The organism is Azospirillum largimobile, assembly GCF_977007025.2.
Map to the genome: position 1 here is coordinate 131,048 of NZ_CDRMUA020000006.1, position 22,122 is coordinate 153,169.

At 68.7% G+C, this 22,122-nt stretch carries 22 protein-coding genes; 10 read left to right on the forward strand and 12 right to left on the reverse strand.

Annotation, left to right across the window (positions count from 1 at the left end; translation table 11 throughout):
- The first annotated feature begins 660 nt into the window (after positions 1-660).
- From ACWPKK_RS27895 to ACWPKK_RS27920, 6 genes are read left to right on the forward strand one after another with little or no spacing between them, the layout of a single operon-like run.
- A complete protein-coding gene (locus tag ACWPKK_RS27895; protein WP_452011561.1) occupies positions 661-909 on the forward strand; it encodes an acyl carrier protein in 249 nt (82 codons plus the stop codon).
- Positions 906-2,099: an acyl-CoA dehydrogenase family protein gene (locus ACWPKK_RS27900; RefSeq protein WP_452011005.1), complete on the forward strand. Its 1,194-nt coding sequence runs from the start codon at positions 906-908 to the stop codon at positions 2,097-2,099. The genes ACWPKK_RS27895 and ACWPKK_RS27900 overlap by 4 nt, the downstream gene beginning before the upstream one ends.
- Positions 2,096-3,022, forward strand: a complete 927-nt coding sequence (locus ACWPKK_RS27905) for an amino acid--[acyl-carrier-protein] ligase (RefSeq protein WP_452011008.1) — start codon at positions 2,096-2,098, stop codon at positions 3,020-3,022. The genes ACWPKK_RS27900 and ACWPKK_RS27905 overlap by 4 nt, the downstream gene beginning before the upstream one ends.
- A gap of 8 nt (positions 3,023-3,030) precedes the next feature.
- Complete coding sequence (locus tag ACWPKK_RS27910) at positions 3,031-3,978, forward strand: DUF1839 family protein (protein WP_452011564.1); 948 nt, start codon at positions 3,031-3,033, stop codon at positions 3,976-3,978.
- Between the two features lie 6 nt (positions 3,979-3,984).
- A complete protein-coding gene (locus ACWPKK_RS27915; protein WP_452011010.1) occupies positions 3,985-6,489 on the forward strand; it encodes a glycoside hydrolase family 2 protein in 2,505 nt (834 codons plus the stop codon).
- Positions 6,486-8,261 carry an alpha/beta fold hydrolase gene (locus ACWPKK_RS27920; protein ID WP_452011012.1) on the forward strand — a complete coding sequence of 592 codons (1,776 nt, stop codon included), beginning with the start codon at positions 6,486-6,488 and terminating at the stop codon, positions 8,259-8,261. Before ACWPKK_RS27915 ends, ACWPKK_RS27920 begins: the two co-directional genes overlap by 4 nt.
- Before the next feature lie 14 nt (positions 8,262-8,275).
- Here the strand turns inward: ACWPKK_RS27920 and ACWPKK_RS27925 are convergent, their stop codons facing one another.
- From ACWPKK_RS27925 to ACWPKK_RS27940, 4 genes are all read right to left on the reverse strand, one after another.
- Positions 8,276-8,605 (reverse strand): hypothetical protein, encoded by a 330-nt coding sequence (locus tag ACWPKK_RS27925; RefSeq protein ID WP_452011014.1) that lies wholly within the window; start codon positions 8,603-8,605, stop codon positions 8,276-8,278.
- Positions 8,606-8,719: 114 nt separating this feature from the next.
- Positions 8,720-8,989, reverse strand: a complete 270-nt coding sequence (locus ACWPKK_RS27930; protein ID WP_452011017.1) for a type II toxin-antitoxin system prevent-host-death family antitoxin — start codon at positions 8,987-8,989, stop codon at positions 8,720-8,722.
- Positions 8,990-9,074: 85 nt separating this feature from the next.
- Positions 9,075-10,337 carry a M20/M25/M40 family metallo-hydrolase gene (locus ACWPKK_RS27935; RefSeq protein WP_452011019.1) on the reverse strand — a complete coding sequence of 421 codons (1,263 nt, stop codon included), beginning with the start codon at positions 10,335-10,337 and terminating at the stop codon, positions 9,075-9,077.
- Positions 10,338-10,350: 13 nt separating this feature from the next.
- Positions 10,351-11,613: an allantoate amidohydrolase gene (locus ACWPKK_RS27940; protein ID WP_452011021.1), complete on the reverse strand. Its 1,263-nt coding sequence runs from the start codon at positions 11,611-11,613 to the stop codon at positions 10,351-10,353.
- 317 nt (positions 11,614-11,930) lie between these two features.
- Here ACWPKK_RS27940 and ACWPKK_RS27945 point away from each other — a divergent pair, with 317 nt between their 5' ends.
- Complete coding sequence (locus tag ACWPKK_RS27945; RefSeq protein ID WP_149222581.1) at positions 11,931-12,230, forward strand: hypothetical protein; 300 nt, start codon at positions 11,931-11,933, stop codon at positions 12,228-12,230.
- A gap of 56 nt (positions 12,231-12,286) precedes the next feature.
- Here the strand turns inward: ACWPKK_RS27945 and ACWPKK_RS27950 are convergent, their stop codons facing one another.
- Positions 12,287-12,496 carry a hypothetical protein gene (locus ACWPKK_RS27950; RefSeq protein WP_014250120.1) on the reverse strand — a complete coding sequence of 70 codons (210 nt, stop codon included), beginning with the start codon at positions 12,494-12,496 and terminating at the stop codon, positions 12,287-12,289.
- Between the two features lie 179 nt (positions 12,497-12,675).
- The gene (locus tag ACWPKK_RS27955) at positions 12,676-13,203 is read right to left on the reverse strand and encodes a BON domain-containing protein (RefSeq protein WP_452011024.1); all 528 of its coding nucleotides are present in this window, start codon (positions 13,201-13,203) and stop codon (positions 12,676-12,678) included.
- A 184-nt stretch (positions 13,204-13,387) separates the two neighbouring features.
- On the opposite strand from ACWPKK_RS27955, the gene ACWPKK_RS27960 reads away from it, so the two are divergent.
- On the forward strand, positions 13,388-15,820 hold the full coding sequence (locus tag ACWPKK_RS27960) for a glucose/quinate/shikimate family membrane-bound PQQ-dependent dehydrogenase (protein ID WP_452011026.1): 2,433 nt from the start codon (positions 13,388-13,390) through the stop codon (positions 15,818-15,820).
- A gap of 244 nt (positions 15,821-16,064) precedes the next feature.
- Here the strand turns inward: ACWPKK_RS27960 and ACWPKK_RS27965 are convergent, their stop codons facing one another.
- The 5 genes from ACWPKK_RS27965 to ACWPKK_RS27985 all read right to left on the reverse strand — a co-directional run bounded on the left by ACWPKK_RS27965 (position 16,065) and on the right by ACWPKK_RS27985 (position 19,664).
- Entirely contained in the window at positions 16,065-16,943 is an 879-nt protein-coding gene (locus ACWPKK_RS27965; protein WP_324869845.1) for a 3-hydroxybutyryl-CoA dehydrogenase, read from the reverse strand.
- A gap of 74 nt (positions 16,944-17,017) precedes the next feature.
- The gene (locus tag ACWPKK_RS27970) at positions 17,018-17,965 is read right to left on the reverse strand and encodes an FAD-binding protein (protein WP_452011029.1); all 948 of its coding nucleotides are present in this window, start codon (positions 17,963-17,965) and stop codon (positions 17,018-17,020) included.
- 16 nt (positions 17,966-17,981) lie between these two features.
- The gene (locus tag ACWPKK_RS27975; RefSeq protein WP_452011031.1) at positions 17,982-18,731 is read right to left on the reverse strand and encodes an electron transfer flavoprotein subunit beta/FixA family protein; all 750 of its coding nucleotides are present in this window, start codon (positions 18,729-18,731) and stop codon (positions 17,982-17,984) included.
- Between the two features lie 160 nt (positions 18,732-18,891).
- Positions 18,892-19,461 carry a cob(I)yrinic acid a,c-diamide adenosyltransferase gene (locus tag ACWPKK_RS27980; RefSeq protein WP_452011034.1) on the reverse strand — a complete coding sequence of 190 codons (570 nt, stop codon included), beginning with the start codon at positions 19,459-19,461 and terminating at the stop codon, positions 18,892-18,894.
- Between the two features lie 8 nt (positions 19,462-19,469).
- Positions 19,470-19,664 (reverse strand): twin transmembrane helix small protein, encoded by a 195-nt coding sequence (locus ACWPKK_RS27985; protein ID WP_063635925.1) that lies wholly within the window; start codon positions 19,662-19,664, stop codon positions 19,470-19,472.
- A 216-nt stretch (positions 19,665-19,880) separates the two neighbouring features.
- Between ACWPKK_RS27985 and ACWPKK_RS27990 the strand changes: the two genes are divergently transcribed.
- The gene (locus tag ACWPKK_RS27990) at positions 19,881-21,338 is read left to right on the forward strand and encodes a GH1 family beta-glucosidase (RefSeq protein WP_452011036.1); all 1,458 of its coding nucleotides are present in this window, start codon (positions 19,881-19,883) and stop codon (positions 21,336-21,338) included.
- Positions 21,339-21,360: 22 nt separating this feature from the next.
- Positions 21,361-21,780, forward strand: coding sequence for a hypothetical protein (locus ACWPKK_RS27995; RefSeq protein WP_452011038.1), 420 nt, complete (start codon positions 21,361-21,363; stop codon positions 21,778-21,780).
- 19 nt (positions 21,781-21,799) lie between these two features.
- On the opposite strand, the gene ACWPKK_RS28000 is transcribed toward ACWPKK_RS27995, so the two are convergent.
- The gene (locus tag ACWPKK_RS28000) at positions 21,800-22,111 is read right to left on the reverse strand and encodes a hypothetical protein (protein WP_452011041.1); all 312 of its coding nucleotides are present in this window, start codon (positions 22,109-22,111) and stop codon (positions 21,800-21,802) included.
- Positions 22,112-22,122 lie beyond the last annotated feature (11 nt).

The window sequence follows — 22,122 nt, forward strand, 5'->3', positions numbered from 1 at the left end:
GGGCGGGTGTGATCGCTGTCACCCGGAGGCGGCGGCTGCGCTCCACCCGGGCGCCGGCGGCTCCCATCGGCCGCAAGCCTGCATTGAATGCAATCTTGGTTCTGCAAGTACCGAGAGGTTCTTGCGGCGATCGGTCACACCGGCTCCTGCATGGTTTTCGAGCGGAGGATTTCCCGTCAATTAAATTTCCACTGACAGGAAAAGAGATTACAGGTCATTCCATCAGATGGAATGTCGGCGCGGCCGTAGTGGAAAAATTTCGCAGGCGAGAAAGTGTATTGCCCGTGGGTCATATATCCGTTCGGACTCGGCAACCGCCGTCGGGATGGCGTCGGCTGCATAAATCCCCCGCCGGCCAAGCCCAGGCCTAGGCCGGTGGGTCATGGTCCGAACTGGCAACACCAAAGGCATCGGGACCATCGACCAACGCTATCCCTGTGCTTACCCCTACCGGAGAAAAAGCGATCACTTGGATAGCCCGACGGCCATACCGATGCCGAGTGGAAGCACCGGGGTGGCGTGGCTAGCTTGGGATCAGCAAGTTTCCGAGGGATTTCGAGAATGCCGCAGGACGCCAGCCCGCCTTTCCCCAACCCGTCGCTCCAAGCGGCCGGGGGTGCCGGGCTTCCCCCCACCGCCGGTGGCGGTGCAGATGACGGGATGATCGCCGCTATCCGTTCGGTCCTGGCCGAATGTGGCGGACTGGCGGTCGATGCCGGCAGGCTCGCCGTCGATGACGATCTCTATGCCGCCGGTCTTACCTCTCATGGTTGTGTCGGTCTGATGCTGGGGCTGGAGGAGCAGTTCGACGTCGAGTTTCCGGAAAAGCTCCTGAACCGCCGCACCTTCGAGAGCATCGCGGCGATCCGCGACGCGGTGCGTGGCCTGATCGACGGGGGCGAGGCGTGAACGCCGCCCCGGCCGGCGCGGCTCCGAGCCTTTCGGCCCGCGCGCGCGCCATCGGGGCGGAGATCGCCGCGCGCCATGCCGACGCGGTGGACCGGGAGAGCCGCTTCCCCGCCGAGGCCTTCGACGCCTTGCGCCGGGACCGGTTGCTGGGCGCCATGGTGCCGGCCGATCTCGGCGGCGGCGGCGCCTCGCTGTTCGAGGTGGCGGCGGCCTGCCATGCGCTGGCCCGGGGCTGCGCCGCCACGGGCATGATCTATGCCATGCACCAGATCCAGGTCGCCTGTCTGGTCAATCACGGCAGCAACGGCTGGCACCGTGAGCTGATGGCGCGCATGGCGGCCGAACAGCTGCTTCTCGGCTCCGCCACGACCGAGGCCGAGACCGGCGGCGACATCCGCAACAGCGTCTGCGCCGTCGAGGCGGATCGGGGGGCCGGGGACGGCCGTTTCACCTTGGCGAAGAACGCCTCGGTCATCTCCTACGGCGACCAGTCGGACGTGATCCTGGTCACCGCCCGCCGCCATCCCGAGGCGCCGTCGTCGGATCAGGTGCTGGTGGTGCTGACCCGGGACGATTACCGGCTGGAGAAGACCACGCTGTGGGATGCAATGGGGATGCGCGGCACCTGCTCCGACGGCTACCGGCTGGAGGCGTCGGGCGTCACCGAGCAGATCCTGCCGCTGCCCTACGCCGACCTGTCGGCCCAGACCATGCTGCCGGTCACCCACATCCTGTGGAGCAGCACCTGGCTCGGCATCGCCGCCGACGCGGTCAGCCGCGCCCGCGCCTTCGTCCGGTCGGAGGCCAGGCGCAAGCCCGGCACCACCCCCGCCTGCGCGGTGCGGCTGGCCGAGGCGACGGCGAAGCTGCAGCAGATGAAGACGGTCATCCTGACCGCCATCCGCCAGTACGAACTGGCCTGCGGCTCGCCGGAACTGCTCACCACCCTGTCCTTCGCCACCGCGATGGGAACGCTGAAGGTCACCACGTCCGAACTGGTGCGCGAGGTGGTGGAGGCGGCGATCCGCACCTGCGGGCTGGCCGGCTACCGCAACGACACGCCCTACAGCCTGGGCCGCCACCTGCGCGATGCCCATTCCGCCGCGCTCATGATCGGCAACGACCGCATCATGTCGCACATCGCCACTCAGCTTCTCGTCCAGCGGGACGGGTCGGGGCCATTCGAATGAACATGGTCGACATCGGGGCGGCCCAGGCGGCCTATCGCGACGAGCTGGTGGCGGCCGGCCTGCTGATCCCCACCGGCGTGGACGGCCTCTATGGCCGCAGCGGCCTGTTCGAGGAGGTGGTGGAGCGCTTCGACGCGCTGGTCACCCGCTGGGGTGGGCAGGACGGTGCGGAGGTGATGCGTTTTCCGCCGGCCGTGAACCGCCGGTATTTCGAGGAAAGCGAGTATCTGAAGAGCTTTCCCCATCTGGCCGGCACCATCCACAGCTTCGGCGGCGACGAGAAGGCGCACCGCACCCTGCTGCGCCGGCTGGAGGAGGGGCAGGACTGGACCGAGGATCAGGTCGCGACCGACGTGGTGATGACGCCGGCCGCCTGCTATCCTGTCTATCCGACCATCGCCCGGCGCGGCGCGCTGCCCGGTGACGGCAAGCTGATCGACGTCTTCTCCTACTGCTTCCGGCACGAGCCGTCGATCGACCCCGCCCGCATGCAGATGTTCCGCATGCGCGAATACATCCGCATCGGCACGCCCGAGCAGGTCGTGGAGTTCCGCGAGCGGTGGCTGGAGCGCGGCCGCGCGATGATGGCCTCGCTGGAGGTGCCGCTGGACATCGACGTCGCCAACGATCCCTTCTTCGGCCGGGCCGGCGCCATGCTGTCGAGCAGCCAGCGCGAACAGAAGCTGAAGTTCGAGTTGCTTATCCCCGTCACCAGCACGGAGAAGCCGACCGCCTGCCTCAGCTTCAACTATCACCAAGACCATTTCGGCCATATCTGGGACATCCGCACCGCCGACGGCGGCGTTGCCCACACCGCCTGCGTCGGCTTCGGGATGGAGCGCGTGGCGCTTGCGCTGTTCCGCCATCACGGCTTCGACCCGGCCGGCTGGCCGGCGGCGATCCGCAAGGTGCTGTGGGGCTGATGGGCGCCATGTGGACCCGGCACCAGCCCGACGGCCACGACCGCCATCCCCTGCATCTGGGCGAGCGGATCTGGCTGGAGACCAACTGCTACGTCGATCTGTGGGTCGAGGCGCTGCACGCCCGCGGGCTCGACCCGCTGGCTATGCTGGGCTTCACCGTCACCCAGGATTTCGAAGGCGACCAGTTCACCTTCTTCAAGGTGCCGCTGGAGGATCTGGAGACGCTGTACGGCCTGCGCGTGCAGGAACTGGCGATCTACGACAGCGTCGAAGCCCATGTGGCGGAGCAGCTGAGGCGCAGTCCGGATGGCGGGCTGGTTCTGGTGGAGGTCGATGGCTTCCATCTGCCGGACACCCGCGGCACCTCCTATGGCACCACCCATGTCAAGACGACGGTCGGCATCGTCCGCATCGACCCGGCGGCGCGGACGATGGACTATTTCCACAATGCCGGTTTCCACCGGCTGGATGGGGCCGATTACGACGGCGTCGCAGCGGCGGCGGCCGGGCCGCTGTTCCCCTATGTGGAGTTCGTGAAACCGGCCCAGCCGGCGCTGGAAGGCCGGGCGCTGATGGACGCATCACTGGCGCTTCTGCGCCGCCACCTCGCGCGCCGGCCGGCGGCGAACCCCATCGCGGCCTACCGCGCCGCTTTCCCGGAGCATCTTGACCGGCTGCTGTCGCGGCCGATGGAGTATTTCCACCTCTACGCCTTCAACCTGCTGCGCCAGCTCGGCGCCAATTTCGAGCTGCTGGGCGCCCACACCCGCTGGTTCGACGGACCCGCGGAGGCGGAGGAGGCCTGCCGGATTATCGCCGAGGGCGCCAAGGCGATGCAGTTCCAGCTGGCCCGGACGGTGGCCCGGCGCAAGGCGCCCGACCTGACCGACGGCTTCGACCGGATGGAGCGGGCCTATGACACCGCCTTGGGCACGCTGGCCCGGCATTACGGGTGACCGGCGATGGCGCGCATCCGATCGGTCACGGGACGGCGGATCACCGCGCTGACGGAGGGATGGGACCTGACCCTGCTGCCGCCCGGCAGCGCGGGGGAGGGCGTGCCTGCCGCCGTGGGGGCCACAGTGCCTGCCGCAGTGCCCGGCACCGCGGCGCAGGCCCTGCAGGCGGCCGGGCTGTGGTCGCTGGACGATCCGCTTCCGCTGCATGACAAGGATATCGTCTACCGCACCCGGCTGACCGGCCAGGGTCCGCGCAACTTGCGCTTCCACGGCCTCGCCACCATCGCGGAGGTGCGGCTGGACGGGGAGCGTATCCTGACCTCCGACAGCATGTTCCTCGCCCATGAGGTGCCGGTGACGCTGAACGGGGAGGCGGAGCTGTCCATCCGCTTCCACGCCCTGCATCCGGCGCTGGCAGCCCTGGCGTCGTCGAGGAAGGGCCGTGCGCGCTGGCGGCCCAAGCTGGCCGAGCCGGCGACGCTGCGCTTTGTCCGCACGACCCTGCTGGGCCATATGCCGGGCTGGTGCCCGCCGGTCCATGCGGTCGGCCCGTACCGCCCGGTGGAGCTGGTGGAGGAGACCGGCCCCATCCGTGTGCTGGGCGCCGACCTGCGCAGCGGCTATGACGGGCGCGACGGTCGGCTGTCGCTGCGCCTGACGGTGGACGGCGCCCGGCAGGCGGATGGGGCAGGCATGACCGGCTCGGTGGAGGTCGCCGGGCAGGTGGCTCCGCTCCGGTTCGACGGCATCGACGCCTTCCACGCCGACATGACCTTGCCGGGGGTGGAGCCCTGGTGGCCGCACACCCATGGCGAACCGGTGCTGCACGGCGTGGTCGCCCGCATCGTCGCGCCGGGGGGCGTCGTGGAGGTCGATCTGGGGCGCGTCGGCTTCCGTTCGCTGGCGGTGGACCGGGGACCCGACGGCAACGGCTTCGCCCTGCTGGTGAATGGCGAGCGGGTGTTCTGCCGCGGCGGCTGCTGGGTGCCGGTCGATCTGGTCGGCCTGCCGGCCGACCGCGCGGCCTATGAGCCCGAACTGCGGCGGATGCGGGAGGCCGGCGCCAACATGGTCCGCGTCGGCGGCACCATGCTGTATGAGTGCGACGCGTTCTTCGAGCTGTGCGACGAACTGGGTATCCTGGTCTGGCAGGATGCCATGCTCGCCAATTTCGACTACCCGACCGACCCGGCCTTCCTGGACGGCGTGCGGGCGGAGATGGCGCAGCTTCTCGACCGCACCCAGGCCTCCCCCTCCTTGGCCGTGCTGTGCGGCGGCAGCGAGATGGAACAGCAGGCGGCCATGCTCGGCCTGCCCCGCGCCGTCTGGACGCAAGAAGCGCTGGCGGCAGTGATTGCGGAGGAGACGGCTGCGCGGCGGCCCGACCTGATCCAGATTGCGAACTCCCCCAGCGGTGGGCCGCTGCCCTTCGTCGCCAATGCCGGGGTGACCCACTATTACGGCGTCGGCGCCTATCTGAGGCCGCTGGAGGATGCCCGGCGGGCCGACGTGCGCTTCGCCAGCGAATGCCTCGCTTTCGCCAACCTGCCGGAGGACGACCCGCTCGGCGTCCCGGCGCTCCATCATCCCCGCTGGAAGGAGCGGGTGCCGCGCGATCCCGGCGCCTCCTGGGACTTCGAGGATGTGCGGGAGCATTATCTGGAGGCACTCTACGGCGTCGATCCGCGACGCCTGCGCCATGAGGAGCCCGACCGCTACCGCCGCCTGTCCCGCGCGGTGACGGGGGAGGTGATGCAGGCGGTGTTCGACGAGTGGCGGCGTGCCGGGTCCGGCTGCGCCGGCGGGCTGGTCTGGCAATGGCGCGACCCCTGGCCGGGCGCCGGCTGGGGCGTCGTCGCCGCCGACGGCACGCCGAAGCCGGCCTGGTATGCGCTGAAACGCGCCTTCCGTCCGTTGCGCGTCATCCTGACCGACGAGGGGGTGAACGGGCTGGCCGTGCATCTGATCAACGACACCGCCCGGCCGGTGGAGGCGCTGCTGCGGCTGACGGCGTGGCGCGACGGGACGCTTCCGGTGCTGAAGGCGGAGCGGCCGGTGACGCTGCCGGCGCGGGCGGCGGTCACCCTGCCGGCCGCCGGGATGACCGACCGCTTTTTTGACACGACTTACACCTACAGGTTTGGACCGATCCCACACGATGTGGTGTCGGCGCAATTGCTGTTGGCCGAAAGGGAAGCGGAACCAGTTGATGAGTCTCATTATTTCCCGAAGGGTCGCTCGCTGCCGCGCGCGGATCTCGGCCTGACTGCGGTGGTGGAGCGGCAGGGGGACGACTGGGCGTTGCGGCTTGCGACCCGGCGGCTTGCCTGTTCGGTGCATGTGGAGGACGGGCGGTTCCGGGCGGAAGATGCCTGGTTTCACCTGTCCCCCGGCGTCGGGCGGGTGGTCCGTCTGCGGCTGCGTACCGGCGCGGGCGATGGGGTGCCGGATGGGGAGGTCCATGCGCTGAACGCGATGGCGCCCGTCCGTTACAGGGGGGACGCATGAAGCCGACACCGATGGTGTTCGAGGGTTGTTTCGGATGGCTACACCCGGCGCCGGGCCTGCGCGGGGTGGTGCTGTGCGGCCCCTACGGGCATGAGGAACTCTGCGTACACCGCGCCTGGAAGACCTTTGCGGAGAAACTGGCCGCCGCCGGGCTGCCGACCTTGCGGTTCGACTATCCGGGCTCCGGCGATTCCGCCGGTGACGACAGCGAGCCGGACCGGGTGCGCGCGTGGCTGGACGGCGTCAAGGCGGCGGTGCGCCGCCTGCGCGAGGATACCGGCGTCACCGAACTCGCCCTGGTCGGCTTCCGCCTGGGCTCGCTGCTCGCCGCCGCTGCGGCGCTGGAACTGGCGGAGGAGGGGCAGGGGGTGGATGCGCTGGCGCTGCTGGCGCCGATCACCTCCGGCCGCAAGGCGGTGCGCGAGTTGCAGACGCTGGCCACCATGGTGCTGCGCCCGGTCTGCAACCCGGAACCGCCGGAACGCGCATCCTGGCTGAACGTGATCGGCATGCCGCTGACACCGGAGACCGCACTGGCGCTGAGCGGTCTTGCCCCTTGCGACCAGCCGAATCCGCCGGCTCCACGCATCCTGATCGCCGACCGTCCGGATGCGAAGACGCCGGTGAAGCTGGCGGCCCGCTGGCGCGCGATGGGCGCGGTGGCGGAGCCGATGGGCATCAGCGGCATGTTGGAGATGGTCCAGCAGCCGCAGCGCGCCCAGGCCGCCGCGGTGTTCGACCCGGTCCTGCGCTGGATCGCCGCCGGACCGATCACTATGGGTGCGACCCCGCCGCCGGACCGCCCGGCCGGGCTGATGACCACGACGGCGGTGGAGCGGCCGGTCTTCTTCGGCAAGGATCCGGAGCTGTTCGGCATCTATTGCACGCCGGTCCTGGCCGACCCGGCCGGCAGCCGGCCGGCCATCCTGTTCCTGAACAGCGGCGCCACCCATCATGTCGGCTCCGGACGCGCGACCGTGGTGCAGGCCCGCCGTCTGGCGGCGCGCGGCTATTGCTCGCTCAGGATCGACGCCGCGGGGATCGGCGACAGTCCCGGCCGGCCGGGCATCGCCGACAACCTGCTCTACCACCGGGACGGGATCGGCGACGTGCGGGCGGCTCTGGACTGGCTCCAAGCCCATGGGCATGCGCGGGTCGTCGTCATCGGCCTCTGTGCCGGCGGGACACCCGCCCTGCATGCCGGTTTGGGCGACAACCGGGTGGTCGGGCAGATCGCGCTGAATCCCGGACGGTTCGAGCTGGGCGACGGCACCGCCGTGTCGGAGCTGATGCGGACGGTCGCCTTCCGCTCCACCACCGAATATCTGCTGGAGGCGCTGAAGCCGGCCCGGCTGCGCGCCAGCTTCCGCAAGCGCGCCCGGGTGATGGGACTGGCCAAGCGTCTGGCCGGCCGCTTCGTCCGCAAGGTCCTGATCCGTACCGGCCTGACCCGCCATGCGCTGCGCATGTTCCGCCGCCTGTCAGCGGAAGGCCGCCGGGTTCTGCTGGTCTACAGCAGCGGCGACATGACCCTGGCCGAGTTCTATCTGCATCTGGGCGAAGGCGGCCGCGCCCTGGACGGCCTGGCCGGCATCGAACTCGTCTATCTCGACCGCGCCGACCACAGCCTGACGGTGTGGGAGGCGCGCGACCGGCTGAACCTGCTGATCGACCGCCATCTGGCGAGCCTCGACACCGCCACCACCGATCCGGCCACCTCCGGCTTGGCCGATTGGGGGCTAGGGCTGCCATCGGGGGAGCGGGTGGGGTAGAGGGGGGACGGGCTTTACTCCGTCCGCTGCACCATGCCCGCCCGGCGCGCCTTGACGAGGGCGATGAACTTCTGACGGAGTTCGTTTAAGAAGCGTGTCGGCAGCAACCCATAGGCTACGCTTCCTGCATCGTCCGCTCGGGCAGGACGCAGGTCGGGGCCGGGCCAGATAAAGCGGTTGGCCTCCGCCAGCACGACCCAGGACCGTTCTGCGTCGAGACCGAGGCGGGACTTCGTCGTCGCAGGGATCTCAATTGCCAGAGCCGGGTCGGCCGGCGGGGAATGCGTAATCGGCAGTACCGTTACGCAACGATCCCCCTCCTCCGTCATGGTTGTCAGGATCACCGCGCAGGGACGGTTCTTGACCCCTTCTTCCTGCCCACGTCGGTACTCTGCCCGCCAGAGATAGCTGTAGCGGATGACGAGGCCGGGGACCGGATTTGGGAATAGGCACGGCTTTTACGATGTCGGCGTCAGTTCGTCGTCAAATGCGTCGGCATCGGCCGGGGCGCGTGCGGCCTCGAGCGCAGCGATGTCCGCTTCCGTGAAGTCCTCAGGCCCCATGACCCGACGCTCCCGGCGCTTCAGGCGGCGGTACTCCTCGGTGGAGATCAGCACCGTGCTTTCCCGTCCGTCACGTGTGACGGTGACGGGCCGGCTCAAGGCAATGTCCTGATAGCGGCCGACGTTCTGCTGGAATTCGGCGTCGGACACCTTGATCGCGTCCATGTCATTCACCCTCTGTAGACTCTGAAAGTTAGAGAGCGCGCGTGAATTTGTCCAGCTTCCGGCCGTCCCGGCACCAGGCGTCGATTCACCCCAGCAGTTCCGCCAGAGACCGCGCAACCACCTGGGTCGCCTTGCGCAGATCTTCCAGCACCAGCTTTTCGTCGGCGCGGTGGCCGTTGGCTTCCAGCAGGTCGCGCGGGCCGGCGCCGTAGAGGATGGTGGGGATGCCGGCCTCCGAATAATGGCGGGCGTCGGTGTAGAGCGGGATGCCGTTCTGGCCGACCGGAACGCCCAACACCTCCTGCGCATGGGCCGCGAACAGCGCGGCGAGCCGCGGCGCGTCGCCGACCGAGCGGAAGGGCCGGGCCAGCAGGATGCGGCGGATGGTGACCCGGATGCCCTCGCGCCCGGCGGCGGCGCGCTCGATCAATCCGCGCAGTTCGGCCTCTACCTCCGCCGGATTCTCTTCCGGGATCATGCGGCGGTCGAGGCGGAAGGTGACGCGGTCGGGGACCACGTTGGTGTTGATGCCGCCCTGGATCAGCCCGACGGTCAGCGACGGGTGGGTGATGCCGGCGACGCTGGAGCGGCGGGTCGCCAGTTCCGGCCGGTGGGCGTAGAGGGCCGCCAGGATGCCGGTCGCAGCCTCCAGCGCGTCATGGCCGGTGTCGGGGCGGGCGGCATGGGCGGATTTGCCGTCGACCTGCACCTCCAGATGCAGGCAGCCGTTGTGACCGGTCACCACCGAATATGCGAAGCTGGCCGACACTGCATAGTCCGGCTTGGAAATGCCCTGGTCGAGCAGCCATTTCGGACCGATCTCGCCGCCGGCCTCCTCGTCATAGGTCAGGTGCAGCTCGACCGTCCCCTTCAGCGCGGCCTTGCTCGCCATCAGGGCCTGCAGGGCGAAGGCATAGGTGGCGAAGTCCGACTTCGATACCGCCACGCCGCGGCCATACATCACGCCGTCGCGGATCTCCGCGCCATAGGGATCGCTCGACCAGCCCTCGCCGGGCGGCACCACGTCGCCATGGGCGTTCAGCGCCACGGTAGGGCCGTCGCCGAAGCGGTGGCGGATGACCAGATTGGTGGCGCTGATCATGCCGTTCGCCCGCACCAACTCGGCCGGCACCGGATGGCGCTCGACCGTGAAGCCCATCGCCTCCAGCAGTTCGGCGGCGCGGACGGCGTGGGGGGCGCAATCGCCGGGCGGATTGTCGGACGGCACCTTCACCAGCTCCGCCAGGAAACGGACCTCCTCGTCGAAGCGGGCATTCACCGCCTCGTCCAGCGTGGTGGCCAGTGTGGTGGCCAGGGTGGCGGCGAGGGAGGGGGACAGGTCGGTCATGGCAGGCGGTCCGTCACGAAAGGGAGGTTGCAGGCTGGAAGTTTTCGACGAAGCGGGCGAGCACGCGGGCGCCAGCCTCGGCATCGGCGGCGGTGATGCGTTCGGCCGGATTGTGCGAGATGCCGCGTTCGCAGCGCACGAACAGCATGGCGATGTCGGTCAGCGCCGCCACCGCCATGGCGTCGTGGCCGGCGCCGCTCGGCAGTTCCGGCGCGTCCAGTCCTTCGGCGGATGCCGCGGCGGCGAACTGCGCCATCAGCGCCGGGTGGCAGGCGACGGCCGGGCTTTCATGCAGGGTCTCGAAGCCGATGGCGACGCCGCGGGCATCGGCGATGGCCTCCAGCCGGGCGCGGACGGCGCCGACCCGCTCCAGCCGCAGGGGGTCGCGGTCGGCCCGCAGGTCGATGGTGAAGCGGACCTTGCCGGGGATGACGTTGGTGGCGCCGGGCGACGCCTCGATCCGGCCGACGGTGCCGACCAGCCGTTCCTGTCCCGAGCAGAGCTGTTCCACCGCCAGGATCATCTCGGCCGCAGCGGCCAGCGCGTCGCGGCGTAGGGTCATCGGCACGGTGCCGGCATGCCCGGCCATGCCCTCCACCCTCACCGCCAGCCGGGTGGCGCCGGCGATGGCGGTGACCACGCCGACCGGGCGGCCCAGCGCCTCCAGCACCGGCCCCTGTTCGATGTGCAGTTCCACATAGGCCAGGACGGCTTGCGGCTCATAGGCGGCAGTGGCCCAGGCGGCGGGATCGAGCCCGAAGGCGGTCATCGCATCGGCCAGCCGCATGCCGGCGGCATCGCGCGTCTCCAGAACCGCCGGGTCGAAGGTGCCGGCGATGGCGCGGCTGCCGATCAGCGTGGACTGGAAGCGCGTGCCCTCCTCGTCGCCGAAGCCGATCACCTCGACGGCGAAGGGAAGGCGGCGGCCGCGGGTGTGCAGAGCCGCCACCACGGCGATGCCGGTCAGCACGCCCAGCATGCCGTCATAGCGCCCGGCATCCCGCACGGTGTCGAGGTGGGAGCCGATCAGCAGCGCCGGCAGGCCCGGCCGGTCGCCCTCGTAGCGGCCGATGATGTTGCCGACGGCATCCTCCCGCACCGCCATCCCTGCCGCCGTCATCCACTGCGCGACGAGATCGTTGGCGCGGCGGTGTTCCGGCGTCAGGTAGAGGCGCGACAGGCGTCCCTCTTCCGCGCTGATCGCCGCCAGCGCGTCGATGCGCTCGAGAAGGGCCGGCCCGGACAGCGGCGACGGGGAGGACGGGGAGACGGGCATCTGGATTCCGGACTGCAGAGGGTTCGGGCCGAGGATTCGGGATGATGGCACCGGTTATACGCCGAAGCCGCCACCCGGCCCTAGCCCCCGGCCCGCGAAGACAGTTTCAAAGAATCCCGGAAAGGCGACCCGTCACCGACTTTTGGTCATACTGCAACGCAAAAAGACGGAGAAAAGAGCGTTGGTGGTGCCGAATACTGCCTACCACCCTCTGGAAGAGATCGGCAGACTTCATAAATGAAGGAAAACAAGATCCGCTGCGAAGCGGTGGGAATTTGCTGCGACCGCGAAAGAAACTGCTGAGGGGAGGTGCGTCCATGACGTCGTTCGATCCCGATATGCCTTTCGAAAACGCAACGCCGATTGGCCGACCGGGCGGTGCCCTGTGGTTCAACGACCGGGCGGGATTGGCCCAGGCCCGCACATTGGCGGGATGGATAACGCTGCTGGCGGAAGACCGCGGGCTGGATGACCGGCAACTGGCCGCCGTCACCGGGCTCGACCCGGAGGATGTGCGCGCGGTGCGCGACGGCGCGGTGGCCATGCTGCCGCCCCGGCTGCTGAACCGGGCGCTGGCGCGGCTGGAGGGCCGGAACGACGAAGGGCGGCTGCAATAGCTGCAGGCCGCCCTTCCGGAGCGATTGGCCGAAAAACCGGATGGTGCGGCGGCGCCTCAGGCGACGGCCAGCACGTCTACATACATGTTGGCCGGCGCCGACAGGTGGATGCGGTACAGCATGCCGGACTGGTCGACGATGATGTCGGCGACCGGATTCTTGGTCGACAGGTCGGTCACCGCGGCGCGGACATTGCGCGGCAATTGTTCCAGGGCGACGTCGCGGTAACCGCCCTTGTCGGAAAGCTTGATGGTCTTGTTGCCCATGATGGCAGCTGCTCTGTTTCAGGAAGGCTTGAGAGGGGATACTCGATTTGCTGCGGGACAATGATCCCCACCGGTTAACCGAGTGTTAAGCACCCTCCCAGGTCATCCGAATGCCCGCGCAGGGCAGCAGCGCATCCGGTGCAGGGGGGCGGAAACGCCCACCCTGATCCGGTCATGGCTCAGCGGCGGTCCCGCCCGGCGGTGCCGGCCATGGCGTCGTTGCGGCGCAGCGTGTCATCCTCCGGCAGCGGCTGCTTGCCCAGCACCATGGAACTGTTGTCGAGCGCCGCCACCATGGCGTCCCGCGCCGGGGCGCCGGGGCCGGTCACGCTGCCCTCGCCCTGCGGAGCGGCCGGCTCGACCCGCTCACCGAGGCCGACGGTCGTGGTCTGGCCCGGCGCGTTCCGGCTGGCGACGCGCAGGTCGTTCTGCACATGGCCGACGCCCGACACGCTTTCCGCGATGTCTTCCGCCCGGCGGCGGGCGGCGCGGTCGGCGACGGTGCCGGACAGAGTCACCTCGCCGCCCTCCACCTTCACCCCGACGTCGGAGGCGTCGATGTGGTGATCGTCGGTCAGGCGTTCGTTGATGTCTTCCAGAATGCGTTCGTCGGACCGGCGGTAATTGCGCGGGCCGACGCCGCGGTAACGCGCCTCCGGGCTCATCTTGGCGAACTCCTCGCTCCAGGGATGGCGGTGCATGCGCATGGCGGCCTCCGTTTGGCAGATTCCAGGATCTTTCGCCGTTCAACAAAAGTGGCGCGCTCCGCGTTCCGAAGCTTTGCCGGATGGGCAGCGATACGTAGCGAATGGCACCCATCGCTTAGACATGTCGCAACCAACTCCGCCCCCGTTCGTTGGGATCGGAAAGGATTTTGGTTGAGGACGTGCCATGAAAAAAACCGAGCGAAGCGTCGCCCTGTGGGCGATGACAATTCTGCTGGCAATATTGGGGCTCGGGTCGCTGGGCGGCGGCCTTTGGCTGATCCTGCTGGGCGGGTCCTGGTACTATGCCGTCGCCGGCATCCTGTTCCTGGTCACGGCCCTTCTGCTGGTGAAGCGGTCGCCCGCGGCGTTGACGGTCTACGCGCTGCTGGTGATCGGCACGCTGGTATGGGCCTTGTGGGAAGCGGGGCTGGACTGGTGGCCGCTGGCGGCGCGCGGCGACGTGATCGCGGTGGTCGGGTTCCTGCTGCTGATGCCCTGGATCACCCGCCACCTGGGCGAACGGCAACCGATGGCCGGCGTGCCCGCGCCCGGCGCCTATCCGGTGGGGGTCTTCCGCGGTTCCGGCATTCCGCTGGCCGCGTCGCTGGCGGTCGTGCTGCTGGTCGCCGTCGCGTCCTGGTTCACCGACCCGCACCGCATCGACGGAACCTTGCCGGCGCGGCAGCAGACCGCATCGGCCGGAACTCCGGCTGCCGGTCCCGGCCCGGCGATTCCCGACGGTGAATGGCATGCCTATGGCCGCACCGGCTACGGCCAGCGCTATTCGCCGCTGACCGGCATCACGCCGGAGAATGCCGACAAGCTGGAGGTCGCCTGGACCTATCAAACCGGCGACCTTCGCGGCCGACCCGGCGATCCGAAGGAAACCACCTTCGAGGTGACGCCGCTGAAGTTCGGCAACCGGCTGTTCCTGTGCTCGCCTCACCAACTCGTCATCGCGCTGGACGCGACCACAGGCAAGGAGGTGTGGCGCCGCGACCTGCAGATCGATCCCAAGCAGTTGGCGTTGCAGCACCTGACCTGCCGCGGCCTGTCCTACCATCCGGCTCCGCAAGCGTCCGCCAATGCAACCGCGGGTGCGTGCGCCGCCAAGCTGTTCATGCCGACCGCCGATGGGCGTCTGGTGGCGCTGAACCCGGAGGACGGGTCGATCTGCACCGGTTTCGGGCAGAGCGGCGAGATCAACCTGTGGGCCAACATGCCGAATGTCCGGCCCGGCGCCTATTATTCGACCTCGCCGCCGGTGGTGACGGCCAACCTGATCATCGTCGGCGGCACGGTGCTGGACAATGTGTCGACCAAGGAGCAGTCGGGCGTCATCCGTGCCTTCGACGTGAATGATGGCCATCTGGTTTGGAACTGGGACTCGGCCAGGCCCGACCAGACCGCGCCGATCGCGGAGGGACAGACCTACACCGTCAATTCGCCCAACAGCTGGTCGATCTCCAGCGTGGACGAGGCGCTGGGCATGGTCTATGTGCCGCTGGGCAACCAGCCGCCCGACCAGTTCGGCGGCAACCGCAGTCCGGAGGTGGAGCGCTTCTCCTCCTCCGTCGTGGCGCTCGATCTGGCGACGGGGCAGGTGCGCTGGGTCTTCCAGACCGTGCATCACGATCTGTGGGACTACGACGTGCCCGCCCAGCCCAGCCTGATCGACCTGACGGTGAACGGACAGACCGTGCCGGCCCTGGTCCAGCCGACCAAGCAGGGAGAACTGTTCGTGCTGGACCGCCGCACCGGCCAGCCGGTGTTGCCGGTGACCGAGAAGCCGGCGCCGCAAGGTGCCGCGGAGGGCGACCACACCGCCCCGACCCAGCCGGTTTCCGCCCTGTCCTTCGACCCGCCGCCGCTGGGCGGAGCGGACATGTGGGGGGCGACGATGTTCGACCAGCTCGCCTGCCGCATCGCGCTGAAGCGGCTGCGCTACGAGGGGCGCTACACGCCGCCGTCACTGCAGGGGTCGCTGGTCTATCCCGGCAATTTCGGCGTCTTCAACTGGGGCGGCGTCGCGGTCGATCCGCAGCGCCAGATCGCCTTCACCACTCCGACCTATCTCGCCTTCGTCTCGCAGCTGGTGCCGCGCCGGAACGACAAGGATTTGTATGTCCAGGGCGGCGAGCGGCCGGAATTCAGCCTGCCGGCGCTGAACGAGAATTTCGGCGCGCCCTATGCGGTGAAGCTGGCACCCTTCGTTTCGGTGCTGGGGCTGCCCTGCCAGGCGCCGCCCTGGGGTTATGTCGCCGCGGCCGACCTGACGACCGGCAAGGTCGTGTGGAAGCACAAGAACGGCACGACCCGCGACGCCTCGCCGATCCCGCTGCCCTTCCGCATGGGCGTGCCCAACCTGGGCGGCCCGATCATGACGGCGGGAGGCGTGGCCTTCCTGTCCGGCACCATCGACTATTATGTGCGGGCCTATGACGTGTCCAACGGCAGGCAGCTGTGGGAAAGCCGCCTCCCGGCCGGCGGCCAGGCGACGCCGATGACCTACCGGGGCGAGGACGGCCGGCAATATGTGCTGGTGGTCGCCGGCGGGCACGGCTCGCTGGGGACCAAGGGAGGCGATTCGGTGATCGCCTATGCGCTGCCGAAGTGAGGGGGAGATAGTGTCTTTACGGAGACGTTAGACCCCCACCTAACCTCCCCCGCTGGGCGGGGGAGGGACTGCCGCCACCTTCCCGAATAAGCATCAATCCCCTCCCCCGCCCAGCTCTCGCACAAAGCTCCGCTTTGTGCTGACGCGGCAGGCGGACCGTAGGTCCGCTGAGAGCGGGGGAGGGTCAGGGTGGGGGCATCGTCAGCCAGCCACTTCTCAACAAAGAAGCCCCCGCAAACAGTCCTCAGCGCGTCGGGACCGGCGGCGTCTGCGAGTAGTCGTAGAATCCGCGGCCGTATTTCTTGCCGATCCAGCCGGCCTCGACATACTTCACCAGCAGCGGGCAGGGGCGGTACTTGCTGTCGGCAAGGCCTTCGTACAGCACCTGCATCACCGCCAGACAGGTATCAAGGCCGATGAAGTCGGCCAGTTCCAGCGGGCCCATCGGGTGGTTGGCGCCCAGCTTCAGCGCGGTGTCGATGGCCTCGACGCCGCCGACGCCCTCATAAAGGGTGTAGACGGCTTCGTTGATCATCGGCAGCAGGATGCGGTTGACGATGAAGGCCGGGAAATCCTCGGCCACCGCGGCGGTCTTGCCGATGGCGAGAGTCAGTTCCTTGATGGCGTTGAAGGTCGGCTCGTCGGTCGCGATGCCGCGGATCAGCTCGACCAGCTGCATCACCGGCACCGGGTTCATGAAGTGCATGCCCATGAACTTGGCCGGACGGTCGGTCGCCGCGGCCAGGCGTGTGATCGAGATCGACGAGGTGTTCGTCGCGATCAGCGCCTCCGGCTTCAGATGCGGGACCAGCTTCTTCAGCAGGTCGCGCTTCAGCGCCTCGTTCTCGGTTGCGGCCTCGATCACCAGATCGGACTCGCCGAACACCGACAGGTCGGTGCCGGTGACGATGCGGCCGAGGGCGGCGGTCTTCTCCGCCTCTTCCAGCTTGCCCTTCTGGATCTGGCGGTCGTAATTCCGGCCGATGTTGGCGAGCGCCTTTTCCAGGACCGCGTCGCTGATGTCGGACAGGACGACATCATAGCCGGCCTGGGCACAGACCTGGGCGATACCGCTGCCCATCTGGCCGGCACCGATGATGCCAATCTTCTTGATCGTGGTCATGGGGGCTGTCCCGCGAAGGATGTGGGTAGAAAGGCCGCGGTCGAGGGGAGCTTCCCCCTCGACCGCGATCCGGATCAGCGCGCCTTGTCCAACTCGGCCGTCAGCTCCGGCACGGCCTTGAACAGGTCCGCGACGAGGCCGTAATCGGCGACCTGGAAGATGGGCGCTTCCTCATCCTTGTTGATCGCGACGATCACCTTGCTGTCCTTCATGCCGGCGAGGTGCTGGATCGCACCGGAGATGCCGACGGCGATGTACAGCTCGGGCGCCACGATCTTGCCGGTTTGCCCGACCTGATAATCGTTCGGCACGAAGCCCGCGTCCACGGCGGCGCGGCTGGCGCCCACCGCGGCACCCAGCTTGTCGGCCAGAGCCTCCAGCATGGGGAAATTCTCGCCCGACTGCATGCCGCGGCCACCCGACACCACCACGCGGGCGGCGGTCAGTTCCGGACGCTCCGACTTGGTCAGTTCGGCCGAGACGAAGCTCGACAGGCCGGCGGCACCGGCGCCCGCGACCTTCTCGACCGAGGCCGAACCGCCTTCGGCGGCGGCGGTCTCGAAGGCGGTGGTGCGGACGGTGATGACCTTCACCGCATCGCCCGACTGCACGGTGGCAATCGCGTTGCCGGCATAGATCGGCCGCTCGAAAATATCGGCGGAGACGACGGCGGTGATGTCGGAGATGGCGGCGACGTCCAGCAAGGCGGCGACGCGCGGCAGAAGGTTCTTGCCGACCGAGGTGGCACCGGCCAGCACATGGCCGTAGCCGCCTTTGGCAACGGAAACCACCAGCGGGGCGACGTCTTCCGGCAGCTGGTGCTCATAGGCCGCATCGTCGGCCAGCAGCACCTTGGCGACGCCGGCGACCTTCGCTGCTGCCTCGGCGGCAGCCTGCGCGCCCTTGCCGGCGACCAGGATGTGGATGTCACCACCGATCTTGGAGGCGGCGGTGACGGCGTTCAGCGTGGCGGGCTTCAGCGAGGCGCCGTCATGTTCCGCGATGACGAGAATGTTGGCCATGGTCAGTTCATCCCCCTCAGATCACGCGCGCATCGTTCTTGAGCTTGTCGACCAGTGCGGCGACGTCCGGCACCTTGATGCCGGCCTGACGCTTCGCCGGCTCGGCAACCTTCACCGTCTTCAGGCGCGGGGCGACGTCGACGCCCAGGCTGTCCGGGGTGATGGTCTCCAGCGGCTTCTTCTTCGCCTTCATGATGTTCGGCAGCGAAGCATAACGCGGCTCGTTGAGGCGCAGGTCGGCGGTGACCACCGCCGGAAGCTTCAGCTCCACCGTCTCCAGGCCGCCGTCGATCTCGCGGGTGACCGCGACCGTGCCGTCGCCGGCCACGACCTTCGAGGCGAAGGTGCCCTGGCCCCAGCCGAGCAGGGCGGCCAGCATCTGGCCGGTCTGGTTGCAGTCGTCGTCGATCGCCTGCTTGCCGAGGATGACGAGGCCGGGGGCCTCCTTCTCGACCAGGGCCTTGAGGACCTTGGCGACGGCCAGCGGTTCGGTCGTCACGTCGGTCTGCACCAGGATGGCGCGGTCGGCACCCATGGCGAGAGCGGTGCGCAGCGTCTCCTGCGCCTGGGTCGGGCCAACGGAAACGACGACGATCTCGGTCGCCTTGCCGGCCTCCTTCAGGCGCACCGCCTCTTCGACGGCGATCTCGTCGAAGGGGTTCATGCTCATCTTCACGTTGGCGGTCTCGACGCCGCTGCCATCCGCCTTGACGCGGATCTTCACGTTGTAGTCGACCACTCGCTTAACGGGGACGAGGACTTTCATAACTCACCCTGGCTGCTGAGCGCGCGCCCATTACGGCGAACACCGCGAAAATTGCTGTGGTTGCGAACGGACCATAGGATCTGGCATTACCACTGTCAATGACGCGCCAGAAGCCCCGGAAGCGCCGGCGGCGGCGCAGGCCGGATTAGGTGGCCGGCTCTCACCGGTTGGCGCCGGGAACCCACAGGATGTCGTCCGCCCCGTTGCGGTTCACCACCCGGCTCAGGACGAACAGGTGGTCCGACAGCCGGTTGACGTATTTCAGCGCCGCAAGCGTCACCGGTTCGTGGCGCGCCAGATCGGTCATCAACCGTTCCGCCCGCCGCACCACGGTGCGCGCCAGATGCAGGTGCGCGGCGGCCGCAGAGCCGCCGGGAAGGATGAAGGAGGTCAGCGGCGCCAGACCGGCGTTCATCGCGTCGATCTCCGCCTCCAACCGGTCGACCTGGGCCTGCACGATGCGCAGCGGCGGGTATTTCGGCGCCTCCTCCTCCGGCGTGCAGAGGTCGGCGCCCAGGTCGAACAGGTCGTTCTGGATGCGGCCGAGCATCGCGTCGGCCTCCGGCCAGTCATTGGTATGGAGGCGCGCCATGCCGATGACGGCGTTCGCCTCGTCCACCGTGCCGTAGGCGGCGACGCGGCGGTCGTGCTTCGGCACCCGGCTGCCGTCGCCGAGCGAGGTTTCGCCGGCATCGCCGCCGCGCGTGTAGATCTTGGTCAGCTTTACCATGGAAACCGTCAGCCTTTGGTCAGGATGGCGAGAACGAACAGCAGCAAGGCTGCGCCCTGCAGGATCACGCGCAGGCGCATAGCCTTGTTGGAACGGCGCGGGTCGCCCCTGCCGCCGCGGGCCATGAAGAAGAGGCCGACGAAGAGCGAGCCGACCACAGCCAGCATCGCCAGGACCATCAGGATGGGGAAGAGATCGTGCATGGCGCCAATATAGACCGCGATGGGCGCCGCGCCTATGGCCGCCCTTGGATGCGATGTCATGGATATGATGTGTGGGTTGTGATGTCGCGGGGGGCGGTGCCCCGGAAGAATCGGCGATGCGGGTAATCACCCGGTTGCCAAAGCCGTTGGACCGCATACAGTGCGCGGCGACGGACGGCCACAGCCCGGTTGGGCGGCGGAGCGGAGATGCGGGCGATGCGGCGGCGGAGTTTCCTGAAGACGGCCCTGAAGGTGACGGCGGCCGCGGCGGCCGGCGGCGGCGCGATGGCTGCACTGACCCGCGAGGGCGTGCAGGCGGCCCCCGACTCGGCCCCCCGGACGATCGCCTTCCCCGATGGGTTCCTGTGGGGCGTCTCCACCTCCAGCTACCAGATCGAAGGGGCGGTGGCGGAGGATGGGCGCGGCCCCAGCGTCTGGGACACCTACAGCCATTCCTTCGGGCGGATCGCCAACGGCGACACCGGCGACGTCGCCTGCGACCACTACCACCGCTATGCCGAGGATGTGGAGTTGATGGCGCGGGCCGGCATGAAGGCCTACCGCTTCTCCATCGCCTGGCCGCGGGTGATGCCGCAGGGCACGGGCGCCGTGAATGCCAAGGGGCTCGACTTCTACGACCGGCTGACCGACGCGCTGCTGGCGAAGGGCATCCAGCCCTGGCCCTGCCTGTTCCACTGGGATTTGCCCCAGGCCCTGCAGGACCGCGGCGGCTGGACCAACCGCGACATCGCCGGCTGGTTCACCGACTATGCGCTGGCGGTCACCGCCCGGCTGGGCGACCGCGCCAAGAACTGGGTGATGCTGAACGAGCCGTCGGTGGTCGCCATCTTCGGCCACGGCACCGGCGGCCATGCGCCGGGGTTGACCGGCCGCGACAACTGCCTGAAGGCCATCCATCACCAGAACCTCGCCCAGGGCACCGCGCTGGCCGCGCTGCGGCAGGTGGGCGGCCGGAACTGGCAGCTCGGCACCGTTCTGTCGCTGCAGCCGTCCTGGCCGGTGGGGGGACTCGATTCGAACTATCCGGCGTCGCTGATGTGGGACGCGGTGTGGAACCGCTCCTGCCTGGACCCGCTGTTCAAGGGCCGCTTCCCGGCACAGCTGGAGGCGGATTTCGCCCGCATCGCCAAGTCCGGCGACCTGGAGCGCATCAAGCAGCCGGTCGACTTTCTCGGCGTCAACTATTACAGCCGCATGCACCAGCAGCCCGATCCGCAGGGGCTGTTCGGCACCGGATACGGCTCGGCGCCCGAGGGCACGCGCAAGACCGGCATGGAATGGCCGGTGGAGCCGGACGGCCTGACCGAGATCCTGGCCGAACTGCAGGAGAAATACGGCAACCCGCCGGTCTATGTGGCGGAGAACGGCGCCGACTATCCCGATACGGTGGCCCCGAGCGGCCGGGTGGAGGACCGCGACCGCATCGGCTACCTGCGCGACCATCTGCTGGCCGCGGCGAAGGCGATCGACGAGGGTTGCAACCTGAAGGGCTATATGGCCTGGACTCTGTTGGACAATTTCGAGTGGTCGGAGGGCTACCGCCGCAAGTTCGGGCTGGTCCAGGTCGACCGGGAGTCGATGGCCCGCAAGCCGAAGGCCAGCTACGACTGGTACGCCTCGGTCATCCGCAACAACGCGGTTCCGCTGCGCTGAGTGTGGCGATAGACTGCCGCCCATGCCGACCCCGCGCCCGTCCCAGCCGACCCGATTCGCTATCCAGAAGGCGCGCGGCAAGGGGTGGAAGACGCTGGAGGTGGGGGAGGAGCTTGCCCACGCCAAGGCACGCTTCGACCAGATGGTGGGCATCAACCCGCGGGCTTATTTCCGGCTGATCCAGCTCGATTACAACGCCGACTCCGCCTATGAGGGCATGGAGTTCAACTGGACGCTGATCGAGCTGTACGACCCCACCAAGGGGCCGGCAAAGGGAGGACGCGTCCGTCCTGGGGCGAAGCCGGCGGCGGCCGCCAAACCGGGGCGCAGGCGCAAGGCGGCGGAACCGGTGGCTTTGCCGCTGCGGGTCTATCTTGCGGTGATCCTGATCGGCACGTTGGCGGGCGCCCTGGCCTACCTGCATTTCGCCGGTGGGAGATAAAGGGGCGGACGGTGGAGGGTCACTCCGTCGCGTAGCCCTTGCGGCGCATGCACAGCGCGAAGATTTCCTTGCGGTAGCCGTACTGCGGCGTTTCCGGCAGCGGGCGCAGGGGGTAGCCGCGCAGGCGCATGGTGTGGTCCACCTGCTCGGTGCACTCGTCGTAGGCGATGGTCGGCACGTCGGGGCTGGCGGTCCACTCGCGGTAGGCCGGCGGGCTGCCGCAGCCCGACAGCAGGAAGACGGTGGTCACGACGCAGACGGCGACCGCCGGCCCGATCCCCGGTCTTGCCCTCGGTCCTACCCACGGAGATGCGTTTTCGAACCCGGTCATGGCGCCCCTGC

Excerpts from the sequence above, each read along its gene's own strand:
- ACWPKK_RS27920 (WP_452011012.1), top strand. The coding sequence starts at position 6,486 with ATGAAGCCGACACCGATGGTGTTCGAGGGTTGTTTCGGATGGCTACAC.
- ACWPKK_RS27915 (WP_452011010.1), top strand. The coding sequence starts at position 3,985 with ATGGCGCGCATCCGATCGGTCACGGGACGGCGGATCACCGCGCTGACG.
- ACWPKK_RS27995 (WP_452011038.1), top strand. The coding sequence starts at position 21,361 with ATGCCGACCCCGCGCCCGTCCCAGCCGACCCGATTCGCTATCCAGAAG.
- ACWPKK_RS27975 (WP_452011031.1), bottom strand. The coding sequence starts at position 18,731 with ATGAAAGTCCTCGTCCCCGTTAAGCGAGTGGTCGACTACAACGTGAAG.
- ACWPKK_RS27945 (WP_149222581.1), top strand. The coding sequence starts at position 11,931 with ATGACGTCGTTCGATCCCGATATGCCTTTCGAAAACGCAACGCCGATT.
- ACWPKK_RS27930 (WP_452011017.1), bottom strand. The coding sequence starts at position 8,989 with ATGGACGCGATCAAGGTGTCCGACGCCGAATTCCAGCAGAACGTCGGC.
- ACWPKK_RS27985 (WP_063635925.1), bottom strand. The coding sequence starts at position 19,664 with ATGCACGATCTCTTCCCCATCCTGATGGTCCTGGCGATGCTGGCTGTG.
- ACWPKK_RS27895 (WP_452011561.1), top strand. The coding sequence starts at position 661 with ATGATCGCCGCTATCCGTTCGGTCCTGGCCGAATGTGGCGGACTGGCG.
- ACWPKK_RS27990 (WP_452011036.1), top strand. The coding sequence starts at position 19,881 with ATGCGGCGGCGGAGTTTCCTGAAGACGGCCCTGAAGGTGACGGCGGCC.
- ACWPKK_RS27960 (WP_452011026.1), top strand. The coding sequence starts at position 13,388 with ATGAAAAAAACCGAGCGAAGCGTCGCCCTGTGGGCGATGACAATTCTG.
- ACWPKK_RS27955 (WP_452011024.1), bottom strand. The coding sequence starts at position 13,203 with ATGCGCATGCACCGCCATCCCTGGAGCGAGGAGTTCGCCAAGATGAGC.
- ACWPKK_RS27970 (WP_452011029.1), bottom strand. The coding sequence starts at position 17,965 with ATGGCCAACATTCTCGTCATCGCGGAACATGACGGCGCCTCGCTGAAG.
- ACWPKK_RS27905 (WP_452011008.1), top strand. The coding sequence starts at position 2,096 with ATGAACATGGTCGACATCGGGGCGGCCCAGGCGGCCTATCGCGACGAG.
- ACWPKK_RS27935 (WP_452011019.1), bottom strand. The coding sequence starts at position 10,337 with ATGACCGACCTGTCCCCCTCCCTCGCCGCCACCCTGGCCACCACACTG.
- ACWPKK_RS27965 (WP_324869845.1), bottom strand. The coding sequence starts at position 16,943 with ATGACCACGATCAAGAAGATTGGCATCATCGGTGCCGGCCAGATGGGC.
- ACWPKK_RS28000 (WP_452011041.1), bottom strand. The coding sequence starts at position 22,111 with ATGACCGGGTTCGAAAACGCATCTCCGTGGGTAGGACCGAGGGCAAGA.
- ACWPKK_RS27910 (WP_452011564.1), top strand. The coding sequence starts at position 3,031 with ATGTGGACCCGGCACCAGCCCGACGGCCACGACCGCCATCCCCTGCAT.
- ACWPKK_RS27980 (WP_452011034.1), bottom strand. The coding sequence starts at position 19,461 with ATGGTAAAGCTGACCAAGATCTACACGCGCGGCGGCGATGCCGGCGAA.
- ACWPKK_RS27950 (WP_014250120.1), bottom strand. The coding sequence starts at position 12,496 with ATGGGCAACAAGACCATCAAGCTTTCCGACAAGGGCGGTTACCGCGAC.
- ACWPKK_RS27940 (WP_452011021.1), bottom strand. The coding sequence starts at position 11,613 with ATGCCCGTCTCCCCGTCCTCCCCGTCGCCGCTGTCCGGGCCGGCCCTT.